The sequence below is a fragment of the Primorskyibacter sp. S87 genome, from assembly GCF_049801055.1.
Taxonomy (GTDB): Bacteria; Pseudomonadota; Alphaproteobacteria; order Rhodobacterales; family Rhodobacteraceae; genus JBNAGF01.
In genome coordinates this window covers 16,100-34,857 of the sequence record NZ_JBNAGF010000009.1, presented here as the reverse complement: position 1 = coordinate 34,857, position 18,758 = coordinate 16,100, and the positions used below count along the sequence as shown (strand labels likewise).

At 58.1% G+C, this 18,758-nt stretch carries 15 protein-coding genes; 6 read left to right on the top strand and 9 right to left on the bottom strand.

Annotated elements, in window-relative coordinates:
• Positions 1 to 99 precede the first annotated feature (99 nt).
• The 7 genes from ACP15U_RS15165 to ACP15U_RS15135 form a co-directional block, all read right to left on the bottom strand.
• The gene (locus ACP15U_RS15165) at positions 100 to 612 is read right to left on the bottom strand and encodes a fasciclin domain-containing protein (protein WP_425045995.1); all 513 of its coding nucleotides are present in this window, start codon (positions 610 to 612) and stop codon (positions 100 to 102) included.
• Between the two features lie 195 nt (positions 613 to 807).
• Positions 808 to 1,443: a ChrR family anti-sigma-E factor gene (locus ACP15U_RS15160; protein ID WP_425045994.1), complete on the bottom strand. Its 636-nt coding sequence runs from the start codon at positions 1,441 to 1,443 to the stop codon at positions 808 to 810.
• A complete protein-coding gene (locus tag ACP15U_RS15155) occupies positions 1,443 to 1,958 on the bottom strand; it encodes a sigma-70 family RNA polymerase sigma factor (RefSeq protein WP_425046122.1) in 516 nt (171 codons plus the stop codon). Before ACP15U_RS15155 ends, ACP15U_RS15160 begins: the two co-directional genes overlap by 1 nt.
• A 206-nt stretch (positions 1,959 to 2,164) precedes the next feature.
• Positions 2,165 to 3,607, bottom strand: coding sequence for a cryptochrome/photolyase family protein (locus ACP15U_RS15150; RefSeq protein WP_425045993.1), 1,443 nt, complete (start codon positions 3,605 to 3,607; stop codon positions 2,165 to 2,167).
• A 36-nt stretch (positions 3,608 to 3,643) separates the two neighbouring features.
• Positions 3,644 to 4,324, bottom strand: coding sequence for an SDR family NAD(P)-dependent oxidoreductase (locus tag ACP15U_RS15145; protein ID WP_425045992.1), 681 nt, complete (start codon positions 4,322 to 4,324; stop codon positions 3,644 to 3,646).
• A 6-nt stretch (positions 4,325 to 4,330) separates the two neighbouring features.
• Positions 4,331 to 5,494, bottom strand: coding sequence for a DUF3095 domain-containing protein (locus ACP15U_RS15140; protein ID WP_425045991.1), 1,164 nt, complete (start codon positions 5,492 to 5,494; stop codon positions 4,331 to 4,333).
• A gap of 188 nt (positions 5,495 to 5,682) precedes the next feature.
• Positions 5,683 to 7,296, bottom strand: coding sequence for a GMC family oxidoreductase (locus tag ACP15U_RS15135; protein ID WP_425045990.1), 1,614 nt, complete (start codon positions 7,294 to 7,296; stop codon positions 5,683 to 5,685).
• Between the two features lie 277 nt (positions 7,297 to 7,573).
• Here ACP15U_RS15135 and ACP15U_RS15130 point away from each other — a divergent pair, with 277 nt between their 5' ends.
• The gene (locus ACP15U_RS15130) at positions 7,574 to 9,553 is read left to right on the top strand and encodes a CocE/NonD family hydrolase (protein WP_425045989.1); all 1,980 of its coding nucleotides are present in this window, start codon (positions 7,574 to 7,576) and stop codon (positions 9,551 to 9,553) included.
• 18 nt (positions 9,554 to 9,571) lie between these two features.
• Here the strand turns inward: ACP15U_RS15130 and ACP15U_RS15125 are convergent, their stop codons facing one another.
• Positions 9,572 to 10,651, bottom strand: a complete 1,080-nt coding sequence (locus tag ACP15U_RS15125) for a helix-turn-helix domain-containing protein (protein ID WP_425045988.1) — start codon at positions 10,649 to 10,651, stop codon at positions 9,572 to 9,574.
• A gap of 167 nt (positions 10,652 to 10,818) precedes the next feature.
• Between ACP15U_RS15125 and ACP15U_RS15120 the strand changes: the two genes are divergently transcribed.
• The 3 genes from ACP15U_RS15120 to ACP15U_RS15110 all read left to right on the top strand — a co-directional run bounded on the left by ACP15U_RS15120 (position 10,819) and on the right by ACP15U_RS15110 (position 14,326).
• Entirely contained in the window at positions 10,819 to 13,170 is a 2,352-nt protein-coding gene (locus ACP15U_RS15120) for a Tex family protein (protein ID WP_425045987.1), read from the top strand.
• Between the two features lie 144 nt (positions 13,171 to 13,314).
• Positions 13,315 to 13,605 carry a hypothetical protein gene (locus ACP15U_RS15115; RefSeq protein ID WP_425045986.1) on the top strand — a complete coding sequence of 97 codons (291 nt, stop codon included), beginning with the start codon at positions 13,315 to 13,317 and terminating at the stop codon, positions 13,603 to 13,605.
• A gap of 205 nt (positions 13,606 to 13,810) precedes the next feature.
• Positions 13,811 to 14,326, top strand: a complete 516-nt coding sequence (locus tag ACP15U_RS15110; RefSeq protein WP_425045985.1) for a hypothetical protein — start codon at positions 13,811 to 13,813, stop codon at positions 14,324 to 14,326.
• Here the strand turns inward: ACP15U_RS15110 and ACP15U_RS15105 are convergent, their stop codons facing one another.
• Positions 14,327 to 15,601 carry a replication initiation protein gene (locus ACP15U_RS15105; protein WP_425045984.1) on the bottom strand — a complete coding sequence of 425 codons (1,275 nt, stop codon included), beginning with the start codon at positions 15,599 to 15,601 and terminating at the stop codon, positions 14,327 to 14,329.
• A gap of 617 nt (positions 15,602 to 16,218) precedes the next feature.
• Here ACP15U_RS15105 and ACP15U_RS15100 point away from each other — a divergent pair.
• Together ACP15U_RS15100 and ACP15U_RS15095 are read left to right on the top strand one after the other, a co-directional pair.
• Positions 16,219 to 17,646, top strand: coding sequence for an AAA family ATPase (locus ACP15U_RS15100; RefSeq protein ID WP_425045983.1), 1,428 nt, complete (start codon positions 16,219 to 16,221; stop codon positions 17,644 to 17,646).
• A complete protein-coding gene (locus tag ACP15U_RS15095; protein WP_425045982.1) occupies positions 17,624 to 18,715 on the top strand; it encodes a ParB/RepB/Spo0J family partition protein in 1,092 nt (363 codons plus the stop codon). Before ACP15U_RS15100 ends, ACP15U_RS15095 begins: the two co-directional genes overlap by 23 nt.
• Positions 18,716 to 18,758 lie beyond the last annotated feature (43 nt).

Genomic DNA, 18,758 nt, shown 5'->3' with positions numbered 1-18,758 from the left:
AAAATTTAGCCTCAAATACACCAAAAAACCGGCGCCGTTCAATCGGCGCCGGTTTCTAAAAATCACTTCTCCCGCCGCGACGGGAGGGCGTTGGCCGATTTAGCAGGCCGGGCGATCGCCGGGCAGCAGAACCTTGTCGACGACGTGGATCACGCCGTTATCGGCTTTGATGTCAGCGATCACGACCGTTGCCATTTCGCCAGAACCGTCTGCGATTTTGACACCTTCACTGCCTGCGGTGATACACAGGCGGGCGCTTTCCAGCATCGGCTTGAAATAGGTAGAACCGGCCGGGATCATGTCTGAGGAGAGTTTGCGATCATCGACGTGATAGAGCAGCACGTTGGTCAGTTGATCCTTGTTCTCGGGCTTCAGCAGGGTCTCCACAGTTCCTTCGGGCAGAGCGGCAAAGGCGTCATTGACCGGTGCATAAACGGTGAAGGGGCCGGGGCCGGACAGAGCTTCGGCCAGACCAGCAGCACTGACTGCGGCTACAAGGGTCGAAAAACGTTCATCACCTGCTGCAATGTCGACGATCGTGTTGGCCGAGGCGGCGCCGGCGATAAATGCGATGGTGGCAGCTGCGGCGGCGGTTTTGATGGAAGTGAACATGTGAATCCTCCGTTGGATCAGGGCGAGTTGTGGCGATGGCGCCGGTTTTGAACTGATGTTCATGAAAGGATTACGGGCGCTTGTGGTCCTTAGTTCACGACCTCACGAAGTCGTGAAAATTTCCGTTAATCTGTTGAAATAAAAAAGAACCGCGGGGTTTCCGCGGCTCTTTCAGATCCATCAAAAATGATGGTTCTATATCTTGAAAATCGGCTGAAGCAGACGCGGCAGAAACGCATTAAAACTCAGCGGTGCGTCCGTCGCCGCTAAACAGATACAAGGGTCACCTGGGTCGGCAGTGGGCGTGTGGTGCAGGCTTTCATCGCCGATCTCAAGATCGCCAACTCCGAACCGCCCGGTTTCATCACTGAAGCTGCCTTGCAGAACAAGGGTCAGTTCCAGCCCGTTGTGAGTATGATCTGGCACGGCCTGCCCGGGTGGGATGAACAGCAGACGCACCGAACCTTCGCCGCCGGACGAAAGGATGCTCTGACGCACGCCCATTCCCAAGGTTTTCCAACGGGGCGGTTCCCCCTTGAGTGCTTCCATAACCGGACCAGGATAGATGCCGGAGCGGTCATAAACCGGCTCAGGGGAAAATGGCTCGTCGAGCCGCTGCATCAGCGCAGACCGCAATCCGCCGGACACGGCAACTGAGTCCATGTCATCCAGAATTGCGCCGCCAACGGCCTGATGTGCAGCCAGAGTCGTGCGACACTGGTCACACAAAGACACATGGGTTGCGACCACGACAGAAAAAGCGTGCGGCAGGGTGCCGGCGGCATAAGCGGCCAACATAGCCTCAGGGGTATGATGAGTGATTGCGGACATTATCGCAGTCCCTTCAATTCTCGCCTCAGGCGTTCGAGCCCAAGACGTATTCTTGACTTGATGGTTCCAAGAGGGAGCCCGGTCTGTTCGCTGATCTGCTGATGGGTCAGCTCACCCAGATAGGCTTTCTCGATTATCTCACGCTGATTCGAATTCAGTTTCGCCAGCGCTTGTTTCAGTTGTCCCGTTTCCTGTTCCATTGCCAGGATCTGGTTTGCGTCGGGTTCGGTTCCAGGATCTTCCTTGAGCTCCTCGGGAACCGGTCGGTTTTCTTTCCGCCGGATGTCGATCTGACGGTTCCGGGCGATTTGGTAGATCCATGCCGAAACCTGCGCTCGGTGCGGGTCAAACATCGCCGCCTTACGCCAGACAGTCAGCATGACATCCTGAACGATTTCTTCTGCCTGCGCTGCCGGAGTGCCCGAACGCATGACAAACCCTTTCAATCTCGGAGCAAAATAGTCGAACAGTTCCGCAAAGGCCTGTTTGTCCCGCTTATCACGGATCGCCAGCATCCAGATGGTCTGGTTCGAGTAGTCCGGTTGATGGGTCGGCAAAGCTCTGCTTTCACGATTTGACGGTTTACCCCTCGGGGGCAACGTGCGTGGCATATCTAGGCTTACAGACATCATAAAAACGATACGATCAAGCCTGACGGATGGATCACATCGATTTAAGAAAAATCCGACTGTTCGCCCAAGTGCCGAAAATTTCCCTGAAATTACCCGACGTTCGGCAAGTCCTGAGACTTGCCAGTAAGCCGGGAATAAGCGGCGAGTGCACGCGACCGCCCGTCTGCGAGTTCAACAATCGGCGCTGCTGGCGCCATGTCGAGCGATAGCTGCCACCGGGCCGGGATGGCCTCAAAAAAATCCATAGCCGTGCTTGGCGGGTCCGCCTGCCCTTCGGCAATCCAGCGCCGCGCATACCGGCCATCGGGGTCAAACTTTTTCGCCTGTGTCTCAGGATTGAAAATGCGGAAGAACGGGGCGGCATCCGGACCGCACCCGGCTACCCATTGCCATCCCATTGCGTTGCTTGCCGTGTCCCAGTCCACAAGATGCTGCTCGAACCAGCGGAGACCAACGCGCCAATCGGTCATCAGATGCTTGGTCAGAAAGCTGGCGGCCACCATGCGCGCACGGTTGTGCATTGTTCCGGTGACCTGCAGTTCTCGCATTGCCGCATCAATGAGGGCGTAGCCTGTCCTACCCTGTTTCCAGGCCAGAACGTCGGGCCTGTTTTCCTCAAGGTTCCAGGGGAAACTCTCCCACCCATCACGCCAGTTCCGGTGACCCAAATCCGGGAAATGATGCATCAGGTGGTGGGCGAATTCCCTCCACGCCAGTTCCTTCATGAATGTTCCCGCACCGGGCGAACCGCTCTCGGACGCATGCATCGCGCGCGCCCAGCACCGAACGGGGGAAACTTCGCCAAGGCTCAGAAACGGGCTCAGTCCGGATGTGCCGGCCTCGGAAACCAGATCCCGGTTGGACTTGTATCCGTCGATCTTTCCCTCCGCGAACTGATCCAACCGCTCCAACGCCGCCTCCTCGCCAGCAACAACATGCCGGGACAGAACCGCTGCTCCCCGGCGCATGCCCTGCCCGAGGTTCCAAGCCTCAAGTTTTTCTGAGGCTGGCCAACGCTCCGGTGGGCGCATATCTTTGGGCGCCGGCATCAGATCAACCTGAATGCCCTCGCGCACCATGGCCCGCCAGAACGGGCTGTAGACGCGAAAAGGCCCGCCCTCCTTGGTTCGAAGACGCACAGGCTCGGTCAGCAAATGGCCGGAAAAGCTTCGTGCATCGACGCCGCGGGACTTGAGCGAAGCCTTGATGGCGCGGTCTCTTTGCTTGGACGCCGGATCATAAAGCCGCGTCCAGAATACGGCATCGGCCCCCGTCTCCAGGATCAGATCGTCAAGGCAGTCGTCGGCATCGCCATTGCGCAGGATCAGGCGAGACCCGATACCCGCCAAAGACCGGGAAAGGCTCTCGAGCCCTTTTTCCAAGCGCCACGCCGGGGCAGCCCCAAGCCCAACCACGCTCTTGTCTCTGATGAACACAGGAAGCACCGGCCGCCCGGACCGCGCCGCCTCGGCCAAGGCGGGGTGATCGTTCAGCCGAAGGTCACGACGAAACCAAACAATGACTGGACCCATGTCAGAAGGTCTCCAAGACTTAGAGTTGCGGCGGGGTTACCATGGCACTTCCAGACCCGCCCAATCCCGAAAGCTTCCGGTGTCGGCGGGTGTCAGATCGCCTATCACACTCAGAAGGTTGCCAGCAGCCTCGGTCGGGGTTGATTTACGATAGCCTTGGAATCCAGAGGTAAACGGGGTAGCGACGGTTCCGGGATGCAGGGCGACGATGATCGCTTCCTTGCGCTTGCGACCGATTTCTATCGCTGCCGTTCGCACAATCTGGTTCGCGGCGGCCTTCGAGGCACGATAGCTGTACCATCCCCCCAGACGGTTATCTCCGATGGACCCAACTCGCGCGGTCAAAACGGCGACAACCGTGCGCCCAGTCTTTGGCAACAATCGAGGCAAATGGCGCATGATCAGAGCCGGTCCCACCGCATTTACCGTCATTGCCTCGACCATTGCCGCGGCGTCGATCTGATCCAGCGATTTCTCGGGTCCGAACCCTTTCGGGGCCAGTATTCCGGTTGCCACGAAAATCAGATCAAACAGCCCATGGCAGGCGGTAAGGCTGCGATCAATGCTCTCTGGGTCACGCAGGTCAAATCCGCCCGCAGACCGCGACAGGCGAACCACCTCGACGGCTTTGTCTTCGAGCGTCTCCGCAACAGCGGCCCCTATTCCGCCGCTTGCACCGACGATGAGTGCCCGATTCACGTTGATGGGTCCGTGCATGTCCGCTCAGTCCTGCATCATGGTCGTTGCGGCGGCGTAGCCGCCATTCGCACCATCGACAAAGTGGACATGGTTGTCATCAAGTGCCGACATGACAATGCAGGTCAGAAAGGCCTCGGATTGTTCGGTCAGCCCATACCGGATCTTTCCGCCTTGCTTGGCCTTGGCCAGAAACTCCTTGACCCAATTCAGGGTTTCCGCATCGCAATCCAACGTCATTTTCAAACCGTCTTCGAACTTGCGGGAATCCGTGTTCAACCCGGTCTGGCGGGCATAGTGGCGGGGGTCGAACCCTGCGATCGACCAACCGGTGCGGAACAGCGTCCAAGCCAGCAGGTTTTGCGCGCAAAGGGCCAGATACCGGAGCATGAAACTGCCCCCTGCCCTTGTAGCGCGGGCCTCGATGGTCATCCCGGGAGGCGGGTACTCAACCCCCGGCCCGCGCGGTGGAACCAACTTTTCCCCACCAGATTTGTCATCGATGCGGGCCAGCAGCGCCCGCGTGGTTTCAAGAAAGGTCTCTTCGGCCGCGTCTGCCGCCGGTTCGATCACAAGGGACAGGATCGTGCCCCGTTGTGACGAAAGGTTCGACCAACGGCAGGACAGACCGGTCAGATCCGGTGTCGCGCCGGGGGCCGCCATCTCTACCAAAGTGTCTCCGGATTTGACCCGCTTTTCCAACCAGCGCACTCCGCGCCCCGAAAAGGCGGCATAGCTGACTGACTCTGAGGCCGCGTAGCGAGCCGTGCACACATCAAACCCGGCTTTTCGGATTTCCGCGACGCTCATAACACCGGCCCTCAGGGTTAGTCCGAACTCATCGCCGGCCCAACGGCGCAGATCCGCCAAAACCTTGCGCGCATCAGCGGCGTATCGCCCCGGCAAAGCAAGACTTGCACCATCGCCTCCAAAGACAAACGGAAACGCTTCATCACTGACAAGGTTCATGAAGGCTGCAATTGCCGAAGCCCCAACAAGGTTCACAACCTTGTAACCGCCAGAATCAATCCGCTTTCGAGATGACTCGATATCGGTGACAACCACGATCCAGTCGTCAGGCAATGGGTAGTGGTTTCGCGCATCCGCAAGGCTTGCGAAATCCCCCGTGGCAGGCAAGCGCGAATAGAAATTGCCCTCGTCGCCCATGTCACCAATGCCAATGTCCAACATCTCTTCACCGCACACAATCGACAGAGCAGGCCGCCAATGCAAGATCAAGCCCGGCTTGGTACTGTTGCGAACCAAGACCAGACGTTTTGACGTCCTGCGACGCCCTTAGTTGATGATACGCTTGGCTGCTTGTGAACGATCAAATTTTTGGTTCACTTTTTCCTGACCGGTGGCATCTGGTACCAGTTTCAGGAATTCGTCCGGATCATGTCCGCGGCTTTCTCTGCAATCATGACGACCGGCGATGCCGTGTTTCCCGACACGATTTTCGGCATGATCGAGGCATCTACAACGCGCAGCCCGGACAGCCCACGCACCCGCAGCTGTGGATCGACCACCGACTGCGCGTCGCTGCCCATTCGGCAGGTTCCGACCGGATGGAAAATCGTCGTCGCTATATCCCCAACCGCCTTGACCAGATCTTCGTCATTGCGAACCGACGGACCCGGCAGGATCTCTTCGGGCTGATAATAGGCCAGAGCCTTGGCTGTCATGATCTGGCGGGCCTGCCGGACCGACTTGACTGCCACATCCTTGTCCCGCTGTGCAGTCAGATAGTTCAACCGGATGTCGGGCTGAAGGTCGCGGTCTGTTCCGACCACATGACACGATCCGGCACTTTCCGGACGCAAGTTGCAAACAGACACTGTTATTGCCGGAAAGGCGTGAAGCGGATCTCCCAGTTTATCAGTCGACAGCGGTTGGACATGATATTCGAGATCTGGTGTTTCACGGGATGGATCTGATTTGGTGAACATCCCGAACTGGCTGGGCGCCATCGACATCGGACCGGATTGAGACAACCCGTATTGTAAAGCAATCCGCGCCTTGCCGATCATGGAGTTTGCCATCGTGTTGAGCGTTTTTGCGTTGCTGACCCGGAACACTGTCCGGATTTGCAGATGGTCCTGCAGGTTCTCGCCGACCCCGTCGCTTTCATGTTCAACATCGATGTCGAGCGATTTCAACAGCCCCCCGCGGCCAATCCCCGACAGTTCCAGAATCTTGGGCGAGTTGACCGACCCTGCGGCGAGCAGAATCTCGGCCTTGGCAAAGGCTTCGAACACCTGCCCACCCCGGCGGAACCGGACCCCACGCACGGATTTGCCGTCAAGAACAAGTTGATCTGTAGTCGCCTCGGTCAGTACCCTCAGGTTGGTCCGTTTCATGGCCGGTCTCAAAAAACCCTTGGCAGTGCTCCAACGAATCCCGCTCGTCTGGTTGACTTCAAAAAAGCCAGAGCCTTCATTATTGCCGTCGTTGAAATCCGCGCGCGGCAGAATACCGAATTCCTTTGCGCCTTCCTGCACCGCCTCCAAAATCTCCCAGCTGAGCTTCTGCCTCTGGACCTTCCACTCGCCACCACTGCGATGCATGTCACTGTCCCCGGCATGGTGGTCCTCGGATTTCAGAAAATACGGCAGGACGTCGTCCCAGCCCCAGCCCGTGTTTCCCAACTGCCGCCAGTGATCATAATCCACCGCCTGCCCACGCATGTAGATCATACCGTTGACCGAGGTGCACCCACCGAGCACCTTGCCGCGCGGGTAGACAAGCGACCGGCCATTCAGACCCGGTTCGGGCGCGGTTTTCATCATCCAGTCGGTGCGCGGGTTTCCGATGCAATACAGGTAACCGACCGGAATATGCACCCAATGGTAATTGTCGGATCTCCCTGCTTCCAGCAACAGCACCCGGATGCCCGGATCTTCGGTCAGCCGATTGGCCAACACGCAACCTGCGGTCCCGGCCCCTACGATGATATAGTCAAAATCGCCATCCAGGCGGGCAGCATGGTCCATTCCTATCCTGTCCCCAAACATCACATCGATATTGAAAACCACGTTTGCCGATCAACGCCGGTGTTGCAATGATACCTATTGCAAAGGTCGGTTGGCGCGGCCGATCCCGGCGGAACTATCGGTAGTCTGGTTCCCAAGCTTGGGAGATTCCCTTGTAAGAAGTCTTGAGAACAGCGCCGCAAATTTACCATTCATGTCGGAACCCGGTCAGTTCCGGCGTGGACAATGCGGATAGGCTGATGCTCAATCAAAACCGCAGTTACATCGGAGGGCGCAGATGCCGGTCAAAGTGATCGAGAATACCTGGATTGAATTGCCAGACGGTCGACGCTTGGCCGCCCGGATCTGGATGCCCGATGAAGACGGCCCCGTTCCGGCAATCCTCGAATACCTGCCGTATCGCAAGCGTGACGGCACCGCACCGAGGGATGAAACCACACATACCGTCTTTTCCAAGGCGGGATATGCCTGCATTCGGGTCGATATTGCCGGAACCGGCGACAGCGAGGGGCAGTTCGACGACGAGTATTCGGAACAGGAGCTCAGCGACGGCGAAGCGGTTCTGGCATGGATTGCCGATCAGGACTGGTGCGACGGCAATATCGGCATGATCGGGATTTCATGGGGTGGATTCAACGGTCTGCAACTGGCCTATCGTCGCCCGCCCGCCCTCAAGGCGGTGGTTTCCGTGGCCTCGACGGCGGACCGCTATGCCGACGACATTCACTTCATGGGCGGGTGCCTTCTGTCCGACAACGTGAACTGGGGCAGCCAGATGTTCGCCTATCTGACCCGGCCTGCCGATCCGGACCTGAGACCGGACTGGCGCGAAGACTGGATTGCCCGCTTGGAAGATGTCCCTTTCAGCGCCGCCGACTGGCTGGAACATCCCACCCGTGACAGATTCTGGCAGCATGGATCAATCTGCGAGGACTGGTCACGCATTCAGGCGCCGGTCCTTGCGATCACCGGTTGGGCGGACGCCTACCTGAACACACCATCCGCAATCGCCAAGAACCTTTCCGTTCCGGCCAAGGCACTCATGGGCCCGTGGGAACATCGATACGCTCATATCGCAAAACTTGACCCGGCGGATTTTCACGGCGAAGTCATCACGTGGTTCGATCGATGGCTCAGGGGAGCGGAAAACGGGGCCGAAGATCTGCCCGACTACCGCGCCTATATTCAGGAGCATTTCAACCCGACCAAAGAGAACAAACCCCGCAAAGGCCGCTGGATCGCCGAGGCGGACTGGCCTTCGGCCAACATTCATGATTTCGTCCTCAAACCCGGCCCGAACGGGTTGGATCACTCCGGATCCGACGGGACCATACTTGTGTCTAATCCTGCTCAACTCGGGCAGGCTGGCGGGTATTTCTGCCCCGGCATGCGGATCGACAACGAGCTTGCAGAAGATCAGGCAATTGATGATGCTCTCTCGATCTGCTTTGATACGCCGCCTCTGACTGAGCCGCTGGAACTATTGGGCCGTCCCCGCTTCCGGTTCTCCTTCTCGGTGGACAAACCGGTTGCCCAGCTTGTGGCGCGCCTCTGTGATGTGAGCCCCGAGGGTGTGTCGCAGCGCATCTCGTTCCGGCCCTTGAACCTGACGCATTATGCCAGCCACGCCGAACCCGAAGAGCTGGTGCCCGGCAAGATCTACGAGGCCGAGATAGAACTCAACGAATGTGCGCATCATCTGCGGCCCGGGCATGTGCTTCGGTTGGCGCTGTCAACATCCTACTGGCCGATTGTCTGGCCTGTGGGCGATGCAGCCAAAGTCACGCTGCATCTCGAGAACTGCGCCCTGCATCTGCCAAAGCGCATGGTCACCCACGAGATTGCCCCGCAAAACCCCGGCCCGGCACGCGACTACCCAATGCTCCAAGTCGATCAACTTCGCACGGCGAGTGGCACGTCCGAGCGCCGAACACTGGCGGATGGTCGACTGGTGCTGGACACGTTCGACGACTATGGCAAAGCGCGTGATCCGTATCACGGGCTGGTCGTCGGCAGCCACGTGCGGATGCACTATGGCATTCATCCCGACGATCCGGCCTCGGCCCGGTTTGACGCTGAATGGTTGTTTACTTTCGAACGCGGGGATTGGCGGGTCACCATTGAAACCAGAAATTCAATGACCTGCGACGCCGGGAACTTCTACCTGACTCGCGACCTGCGCGCCACCGAGGGTTCGGACGGGCAAGAGGTCATGGTCAAGACCTGGTCCAGAACGATCCCGCGCGGTCTGCACTAGCCGTCAGGAGCCGGCCCTTTACCCGGTCACCGTCCAAAAGCGATAGCGGTCCTGCCCGGTGACCTCGCGGATCAGTCCGCGTTCGAGGAAAAGGTTGAGATTGCGTCGCGCCGCTGCCTTAGAATTGCCGACGACTTCCGAGACTAATTCAGCTGAAACCATCGGATAGCGCATCAATGCCTCGATCAGCAACGGCGGCGTCCGTCCAGACAGGTCTACAGTAGCCTCTTTGGCTCGTGTTTCCCAAGCGGCAAGCTGATCCAGTGCCATCAATCCACTCAAGGCGCCGGCTTCGACCGCAGTGCAAAAAGTAGTTAGCCGTGCCTCGGCAGATCCGCGCGCATCCTCCAGCGTGTGACGATCCAACCGATACCCGGCAATCAATGGCAGAAACTGCAATCCAGCAGGAAACCCCGTATCGGACGCGGCGATCCTCAAGGCAGCCACCGTCGGTTCCAACAGTTCATCCCAAGGCGTAATCCCCTCAGCCCGCCACATCGAAAAGGCATAAGTCGCACGCAAAAACGCGTGACAATTTTTTGTCCCCGACAGGGTATGGTGCATCTGATCGCTCAACCCATCCAGTTCGATTCCGGACGGGCGATCTTCACCCCTAATCTTTTGCGGCTCGCTAACCGCGCTGCGACCGAGAAAAACGGCAAGATCTGCAACCGGGCTTTCGGAACCCGCTGCGGCCAACAAACGCCGGATTGCCCAATCTGCACGTGACAGGTCGCGTGCCTGGTCACTGACGCCAATACGCAAGACCCGATAGAGCGCGATCCGGTCTTCGCCCAGCCAAATGCCCTCCTCCTGTAGAATGGCTGATACTGTCGAAAGCGCCATTCGTTCCGCGACCCCGTCGGGGAATTGCCTCAGCCGCTCTGCGAACCGGGCCGCGGCCTGCCCTGCGTTCAGCAATGCTCGAAATTGAGCGGCTTCCGCCCCGCGCCACACGGCAGGCTCCAAGCTTCCCTCCCGAGCCGCCATTGGCCAGGGCGGGTCTTCTGGGTTGGTTTCCTCGGGTGGTCCGGGCAGAAACCACAGATCCTCTTCAGAGGTTTCTTGATCGTCTTCGGGCAGTTCTTTTTCCTGCATGACTCCTTGTAGCACGAATTTTTTAACGCGCAATATTCACGGATTTTGCACGCCACCATGACAAAAGTTTTTGTGGAGCTCCGACCGAAATTCCGCCACCCCCTTGGCACGATGATCGCCATGCGGCTATGACACTCCTCCAGACTCTGCCCACAGGAGCCCAAAACTTGGACACAACCACCCGCATCACCCGTACCATTGCGACCGAGATCAACGCTCAACCGCAGCAGGTTACAGCCGCCGTCACACTGCTAGACGAAGGCGCCACCGTTCCGTTCGTAGCCCGATACCGCAAAGAGGCCACCGGAGGGCTGGATGACAGCCAGCTCAGGGTTCTGGCCGATCGGCTGGATTACCTTCGGGAGATGGAAGCGCGGCGCGAAACCATTCTTGGCTCGATCGGGGAACAGGGAAAACTGACCGACGGTCTGGCAAAGTCGATCGCTCAGGCGGAGACAAAGGCGCAGCTTGAAGATATCTATCTGCCTTACAAACCCAAACGCCGCACCAAAGCGATGATCGCACGGGAAAACGGGTTGGAGCCCTTGGCTGATGCCATTCTGGCCAACCGAAGTGCATCCCCTGAATCCCTTGCCGAAGAGTATATCTCCGAAGCGGTTCCAACAGCGAAAGACGCGTTGAACGGAGCGCGGGACATCGTGGTGGAACGCCTTACCGAAAACGCGGCTTTGTTGGGCGAGTTGCGCAGCTTTCTGCAACGTGAGGCTCTGTTGACGGCGAAACTGATCGAAGGGCAGGAACAGGCCGGCGCCAAGTTCTCGGACTATTTCGACCATTCGGAACTGTGGTCCAAAATTCCGTCGCACCGCGCTCTCGCGATGCTGCGTGCATCCAAAGAAGGTGTCGTTACCCTCGATATCAGCCCCGAACCCGAACACGGAGTGGCACGGGCCGAAGCAATCGTGGCATCACACCTGAATACCCGCGGCGACGGCCCCGGTGATAATTGGTTGCGCAAGACGGCGGGCTGGGCCTGGCGGGTGAAGCTGTCGCTTTCGATGATGCTGGAACTGATGGCTGATCTCCGATCGCGCGCACAGGAAGAAGCCATTCAGGTCTTTGCCCGCAACCTCAAGGATCTGCTCTTTGCCGCGCCTGCCGGCGCGCGCCCGACGCTGGGGCTCGATCCTGGCATTCGCACCGGCGTCAAAGCCGCAGTTGTGGACGCGACCGGAAAAGTGGTAGCCACGGAAACCCTGTATCCTTTCCAGCCCAAAAACGATGTAAGGGGCGCGCAATCATCGATTCTCAACTTGATTTCCCGCCATGGGATCGAGCTGGTTGCAATTGGCAACGGAACAGCCAGCCGCGAGACCGAACGGCTGGTGGGTGAAACGCTGAAAATGCTGCCCCAAGCGGTGAAATCTCCCACCAAGGTCGTTGTCAGCGAGGCCGGCGCATCGGTCTACTCTGCGTCTGAACTGGCCGCGCGGGAATTTCCCGACCTTGATGTCAGCTTGCGTGGCGCGGTTTCTATCGCGCGCCGTTTGCAGGACCCGCTGGCCGAACTGGTAAAAATCGAACCCAAAAGCATTGGCGTCGGCCAGTATCAACACGACGTCGATCAGCACCGCCTGTCAAAATCGCTCGAAGCCGTGATCGAAGACGTGGTGAATGCCGTCGGTGTCGATCTCAACACAGCATCCGCACCGCTTCTGGCCCATGTCTCCGGCCTTGGACCGGGTCTGGCTGAATCCATCGTCGCGCATCGTGATATCCACGGCGCGTTTGCCACTCGCAAACAACTGCTGGATGTCGCCCGACTCGGCCCCCGCGCCTATGAACAATGCGCCGGGTTTCTCCGAATTCGGGACGGCGCAGAGCCACTGGATGCCTCCTCCGTCCACCCCGAAGCTTATGGCGTTGCCAGCAAAATCGTTCAGGCCTGTGGCCGGGACATTCGCCAGATCATGGGCGATGCTGGCGCGTTAAAGGGGTTAAGAGCAGAGCAGTTCGTCAATGATGATTTTGGCCTTCCCACTGTGCGCGACATCTTTTCCGAACTGGAAAAACCGGGACGCGACCCGCGGCCCAGCTTTGTGACCGCTTCCTTTACCGATGGAGTCGAAGAAATCACCGACCTGAAACCCGGAATGTTGCTCGAAGGCACGGTCACAAACGTTGCCGCATTTGGTGCCTTTGTGGATGTGGGCGTGCATCAGGACGGGTTGGTGCATGTGAGCCAACTGGCCGACCGGTTCGTGAAAAATCCGCACGACGTGGTCAAGACCGGACAGGTGGTCAAGGTCCGTGTCACCGAGGTGGACGTGCCTCGAAAGAGGATCGGGCTTTCCATGCGCAAGAGCAGAGATCATCCCGACCAGCAGGAACACAAAAGCCGGAATCAGGAAGCTGTTCAGAGCCGCGATAAGAACAGGGGCGGAAAACAGACCAAGCCGCCACAACACCACAAGGGCGCCGGCACCCGATCCGGCAAGGAATCGCAACCCAACAGTGCCCTCGGCGCGGCCCTCCAGGATGCGTTTCGCAAGAAGTAGCCGGCCAAAGCACATAAAGCGCGGTGAATAAACCACAATTTGGCGACAAATGAGCAGGGCAGCACATATTGCCCTGTTCAACATATCGGCGACTCGTGCTACAAGTTGCCCGATCGTCGGAACTCTTGGTTGAGGATATTGGTTATGGCATTTCGCAAAGCGCTGATTGTTGGTACAACTCTGGCTGTGGTCGCGCCGGTCGCATTTGCCCAGGATACGCCACCCACGCCACAACCCACCGTCCTGAACCGTGAATTCTGTCGGCAGCCTGAAAATGCCGAAATTCCTGAATGCATCGAGCTTCTGGAAAACGCCGACAACCTTCTGCCGCTTGTCGGCGCAGGTGCCGGCCTTCTGGGTCTTGCCGCACTCGCCGGTGGTGGTGGATCAACCACCAGCACCAGCACAACAACCACAACGGGCGGCGGCAGCTGACACTCCACTAATTTAGTCGCGTTCTCGTCGAGCCCGCCCTAACCGGCGGGCTTTTTCGATTCACCGATAGATCCAGTTTTCAGATCATTTGCCGGGTTTTCCGTCGTGATCTCAATCCCCTGTTAATAACGAAACGGCTCTCCTACCCGAACCACGTGGGGCGTGGGTTGCCTGCAATTCCGCCGGCAAATCTAGGGGTGAAACAATGAGATATCTGAATAGGGCCGTTTCGCGGTCGCAACAGGGCTATGCCAGCCAAGCTCGCAAGACTGCCGCGTTTCTTCTCTGGGTCGTGGCAGGATCGTTCGGGCTTGACCCGGTGTCCGATGCCAGCGCCCAAAGTTCATATCCGCCATACGTCGTCGGCAATGATCGCGGCGGATACATCAAGGACAGGCTGTATGAACTGCGAAACTTGCGTGCCTCCGGCCAACCGGTCGAAATCCGGGGAAAGGTCTGCTACTCCACCTGCACAATGCTGCTGGGCCTGCCAAACACCTGCATCTCTCCAAATACCGAATTCGGCTTTCACGGCCCAAAGCTGAATGGCAAGCCTCTACCGCCGGACCGGTTCGAGTATTTTTCGCAGGTGATCGCGCAATACTACCCCCAACCTCTGCGCGATTGGTACATGAAAACGGGTCGAAACCGCCTGCACAGAGCCTACAAAATCAAAGGAAAGCGCATCATCGCCATGGGGATCCGCGCCTGCGATACCTGATCAGGCGTCAACGTCTTCAAAGGCGCCCGGGCTCAGCTCTTCCCAAAAGGCGACCATGTCGCGCACCAACAGGGCTGATCCCCATCCCAGCCGGCGGAATTCGGATCGATCGGTTTCATCATCCAATCGGGTCAGGAATAGCCGTTTATCGGCATCGCGCTGGGTCGGCGAGCGACCGGCTGCCAGTTCCCGGATCCGGGCCAGCCGGGCCGCACGTTGCTTGCGGATCTTTGCATTCTCCTGGTCGCGGGCCGCTTCGTCAGCTGCGGCCTGTTGCGCTTCCACCTTGCGGGCCTCAGCGGCTGCCAGAATCTCCGGAGACACCTCTTTCTCGGGTTCTGCACGGTAATCATCCCGCAGAGCGGCACTCAGATAACGCACCGGGCTCTCGACGCCGTCCTTGCCCTGCAGATAATCCAGCTTCTCGCCGACATAGTCCTCGCCATGTTCGGCGATCCACTGGCGTGCCAGCCGGTCGCTGACGCCAACCTCGGTCAACCGATGATAGACTGCACCCTGCCGGACCCCCTCACCATCATCGATATCCAGCATCGCCAGCTGCGGGTTCTCTTTGATCAGGAACCGGACTTCCGCAACCTGACGCCCCATCTTCTTGAATTCCGGCGTCAACAGAATGTTCGAGGTCTTGTTCACCTCGGACACGGCCGGTTTGATAACCTTGGCATTCAGGTGCTTGAAGCTCTCGTAATAGGCGCTTCCATCCACACCCATCAGTCGCCGGAACAGATCGATCGGCCACCAACCTGTCGAGCCCGTACGCACAAACCGATAGCAATTCTCATACAGCGCCAGCGCGTGACCCGAGGTGAACCGCCGCTGAATGTTGAGATTGATCAGCGCGAACACCTTGGGGTCGTGCAGCTTTTCCGCCAGCGCCGGGGAATAGGCATACTCACAGACCCCCCCCTTCAGCTTGGCATAGGACAGCAGCGAACTGACGCCCCATTCCTGCCGTCCCTGCGCATCGAGCATGTCCCACTCGGCAACGGTTTCGGCCAGACTGCGCAGTGACTGCTTGAGCGTTTCCATATCGTTCGAGTTGTACCCTACCATCATGCACAAAGTGCGCGCGTCGATCTGGTGCTTGGGTTTCGAAATCAGCGCGTCATAGGCATTCAGCAACAACACGTTCGACAGCTTGCGCTGTAACAGCGTTAACTTGCCCGAGACATGAATCGCGGCCACGTTCTTTTTGACTGACTGCCGCCGAAGCGGTCCGGTCAATTGGTCATGCGGAATGCTGTCCTGCTCCATCTCACTGCCCTTTCCTCCCCCAATCGACGTTTACGTTCGTTATCTTCTGCTGGCCGGGGGTGGCTCGCGCTTAGTATGACGCAAAAGGAACCCGCGCTCAATCAGTGTTTGGGGACCCAAATACAGGATCGGCCCGTCCCGCAAACGGGTACCTTTAGCAACAGGCACCCACTTGTCCACAGAGCTAAGGTGTCGAAACCCGGAGGATTTGGGGATAAAGAGTGCGAAACAGCCCAATTCTGCCCCTTCCCGAGTCCGGGAACCCCTGCTCCTGCGAATCGGGGCGCTTGATCCCGCAAACGGTGACCCAATATCCCGCATATGGGTTCCTTTCATACCGGAGATCGGTACCAGATTGGCATTTTTACTATTTATTACTTGGCCTTACAGATCCGAAAGATTCTAAAGACTCTCTAAAGATTCACAATCTTTATAGCTCCGTCGTGTCTATTTCATTTAGGGTTAAACCCATAGTTTCGCTGCGAAACCACCGTGCAACGAAATTGAGTGCGGTTGAATTAGATGATTCACAGCCAGCTAAAGATGTGCGATGATTTGTTAGATAACAGGCAAATCACGCGATCTGATCGCACAAGCCCAACAAGAGGCACGAGCATATGGCAAAAAGACCGGATACCCCCCTGCCCCCCTATTTCAACCTCGATCCCGAAGCAGCTGCAAGCAAACTCGGCGAGGCAGTCGATACCGCCCGATTCGCTAAGGCTGCCGCCTTTGCGGGACGTGGGCGGGATGATTTGGCCAAGCGCGGTTACGCCCCGGATGGTCGCAAGCGGTTGCGCAAATTCTCGACGTGGGAAATCTGCCGATACCTGATCCCCGTGGCGCCGGCGCATTTGCGGCGGGTGCTGAACAAGAACCCCGATCTGCCGCAGGGTGAAGGTCAGACAGGGTCCCGCTGGTTCAGTCTCGAAGATGTTCTGAAGCTGCGCGACCATTTCGCCGAGGAAGGCGTCAGCACTAAAGAGTACCGCCCTTACCGGCCAAAGGGATTGCCCGCAAAGGTAGTCGCGGTCGCGAATTTCAAGGGCGGCGTTGGTAAAACCTCAACGGCAGCACATTTGGCGATGTCGGCAGCGCTGGATGGGTACAAGGTGCTGGTTGTGGACCTTGACAGCCAAGGCTCGATGACCTCGATCATGGGCGGTCAGGTGGCCGACGAATGGCAAACCGTATTTCCGCTGCTTGCACGAGATTATGCAACGCATGTGGAGGCAGAAAACAAAGTCCGGGAGGCGGCCGGGTCCCCTGCCCTTCCTCTTGATGAAACGCTGACGGAATCCCTCAAGGTTGAGCTCGGAGACGTAGTTCAGAAGACCCATTGGCCTAACATCGACCTGATTGGAGCCCAGCTGAATCTCTACTGGGCTGAGTTCCAGATTCCCGTCTGGAGGATGGGCCTGCGCAGTTGGCCGCTTTGGGATGCCTTGACCGAAGCTCTGGAACGTGGCGGGGCGCTGGAGGAATACGATATCATTCTGCTCGATACTCCTCCGGCCCTTGGATACCTGACGATCAATGCGCTGGCCGCGGCAGACATCATTCTTGTGCCGCTGGGAGCATCTTTCCTGGAATTCGACTCTACTGGGCGGTTTTTTGACATGCTCTACTCGACATTTGCCAGTATCGAAGATGGTGAAAACGCTGCCCGGCGACGGGCAGGATTGCCGGAGATGAAGTTTGAATGGGACGTAGTACGCGCGGTCATTACCCGGTTCGACGCAAGCCAGCAGACAGATTTGGCTAATGTGATACAGGCCTATTTCGGCGATATGATGAACGCTTACCGGCAAGATTATACCGCCATGGTCGGACAAGCCGGCGAAAGCGTGAACGGTATTTACGAGGCGGATTACCGTAACTTCAACCGCGAGACTTATACACGCGGACGCGAAGTGTTCGACCGGACCTATGCGGAATTCAAAGAGTTGCTGATCGGGTCGTGGTGGCGCGACAGCCAGATGACGGAATCCCAGCAAGAGGCACAGCAGGAGGAGAGAGCAGATGGCCAGACGGAGAACGCTTGAGGCCCCCTCACCCGAGCAATTGAAGGAGATCGAAGCCGGTGTGGATCTGGATCTGTCCACCCGACTCGGGGCGCGACCGCCGATTGCCGATGTGGTTGCTGATGCTGCGATGCACAACGACCCCCTCCCCCAGGCGGACAGAGAGGAAATTGCCCGGAATAGAGCCGATGCAGAGCGTATGCGTGATGCTGAGGACAAAGGGCTTGTCGCTGTCGAGATCCCGATCCACGACGTCACAGCCGACGCGCTATCGCGGGATCGAATGTCGCTGGATGACGAGGAGATGCGGGAATTGGCGGCTTCGATTTCTCGCAATGGCCTACGTTTGCCCATTGAGGTTTTCGAGCCGGCCAATCCGGAGGCGGCTGGAAGATATGCCTTGATATCAGGGTTCCGGCGCCTTGCGGCCTTTCAAAATCTCAATACGGCCAGCGGCGGCGCGCATTGGAAGACCATTCCTGCCTTTATCAGAAAGCCGTCAAGTTTTGCCGATACGCTCGTTGCGATGATCGAGGAGAACGAGGTTCGCGCCGGGCTCAGCCAGTATGAGCGCGGCCGGGCAGCGGCTATGGCGGTCTATGACGGCGTGTTTGAGACCATAGACGAAGCTGTATCCGTCTTATTCAGGCAAGCCTCGAAGGCAAAAAGGTCCAAGATTCGCTCCTTCGCTCTGATCCATGAAGAACTTGGCGACATGCTCAACTATGCGACGTCCATGAATGAAAGGCAGTGTCTAAGGCTGGCTTCGGCTCTGCGTGGCGGTTTTGCCGAAGAGCTGCGTGGGGTGCTTGAAGAGGTCCGTGCAAAAGACGCTGCCGAGGAATGGGCCCTCATGCTGCCCCTGATTGAACGCGTTGAAGGTTCAGAGGTCGATCCGTCGCGAGGGGGACGTCCGAAGTCCAAAAATACCGTGGCGCGGTCTGGGCGAACGGAGCTTGCCAATGGGATTTCGATTGAAAAGGAACATGGTCCCAACGGCTGGGCGATCCGGTTTCATGGAAAGAATGTAACGGCGGATCTTGTTGATGCGGTAATGGAGAATGTCCGGCATCTGCTGGAGCCAATTTGAGGTTTCGCAGCGAAACTTCCTGAAATTCTGCCGGCAGGCCGGG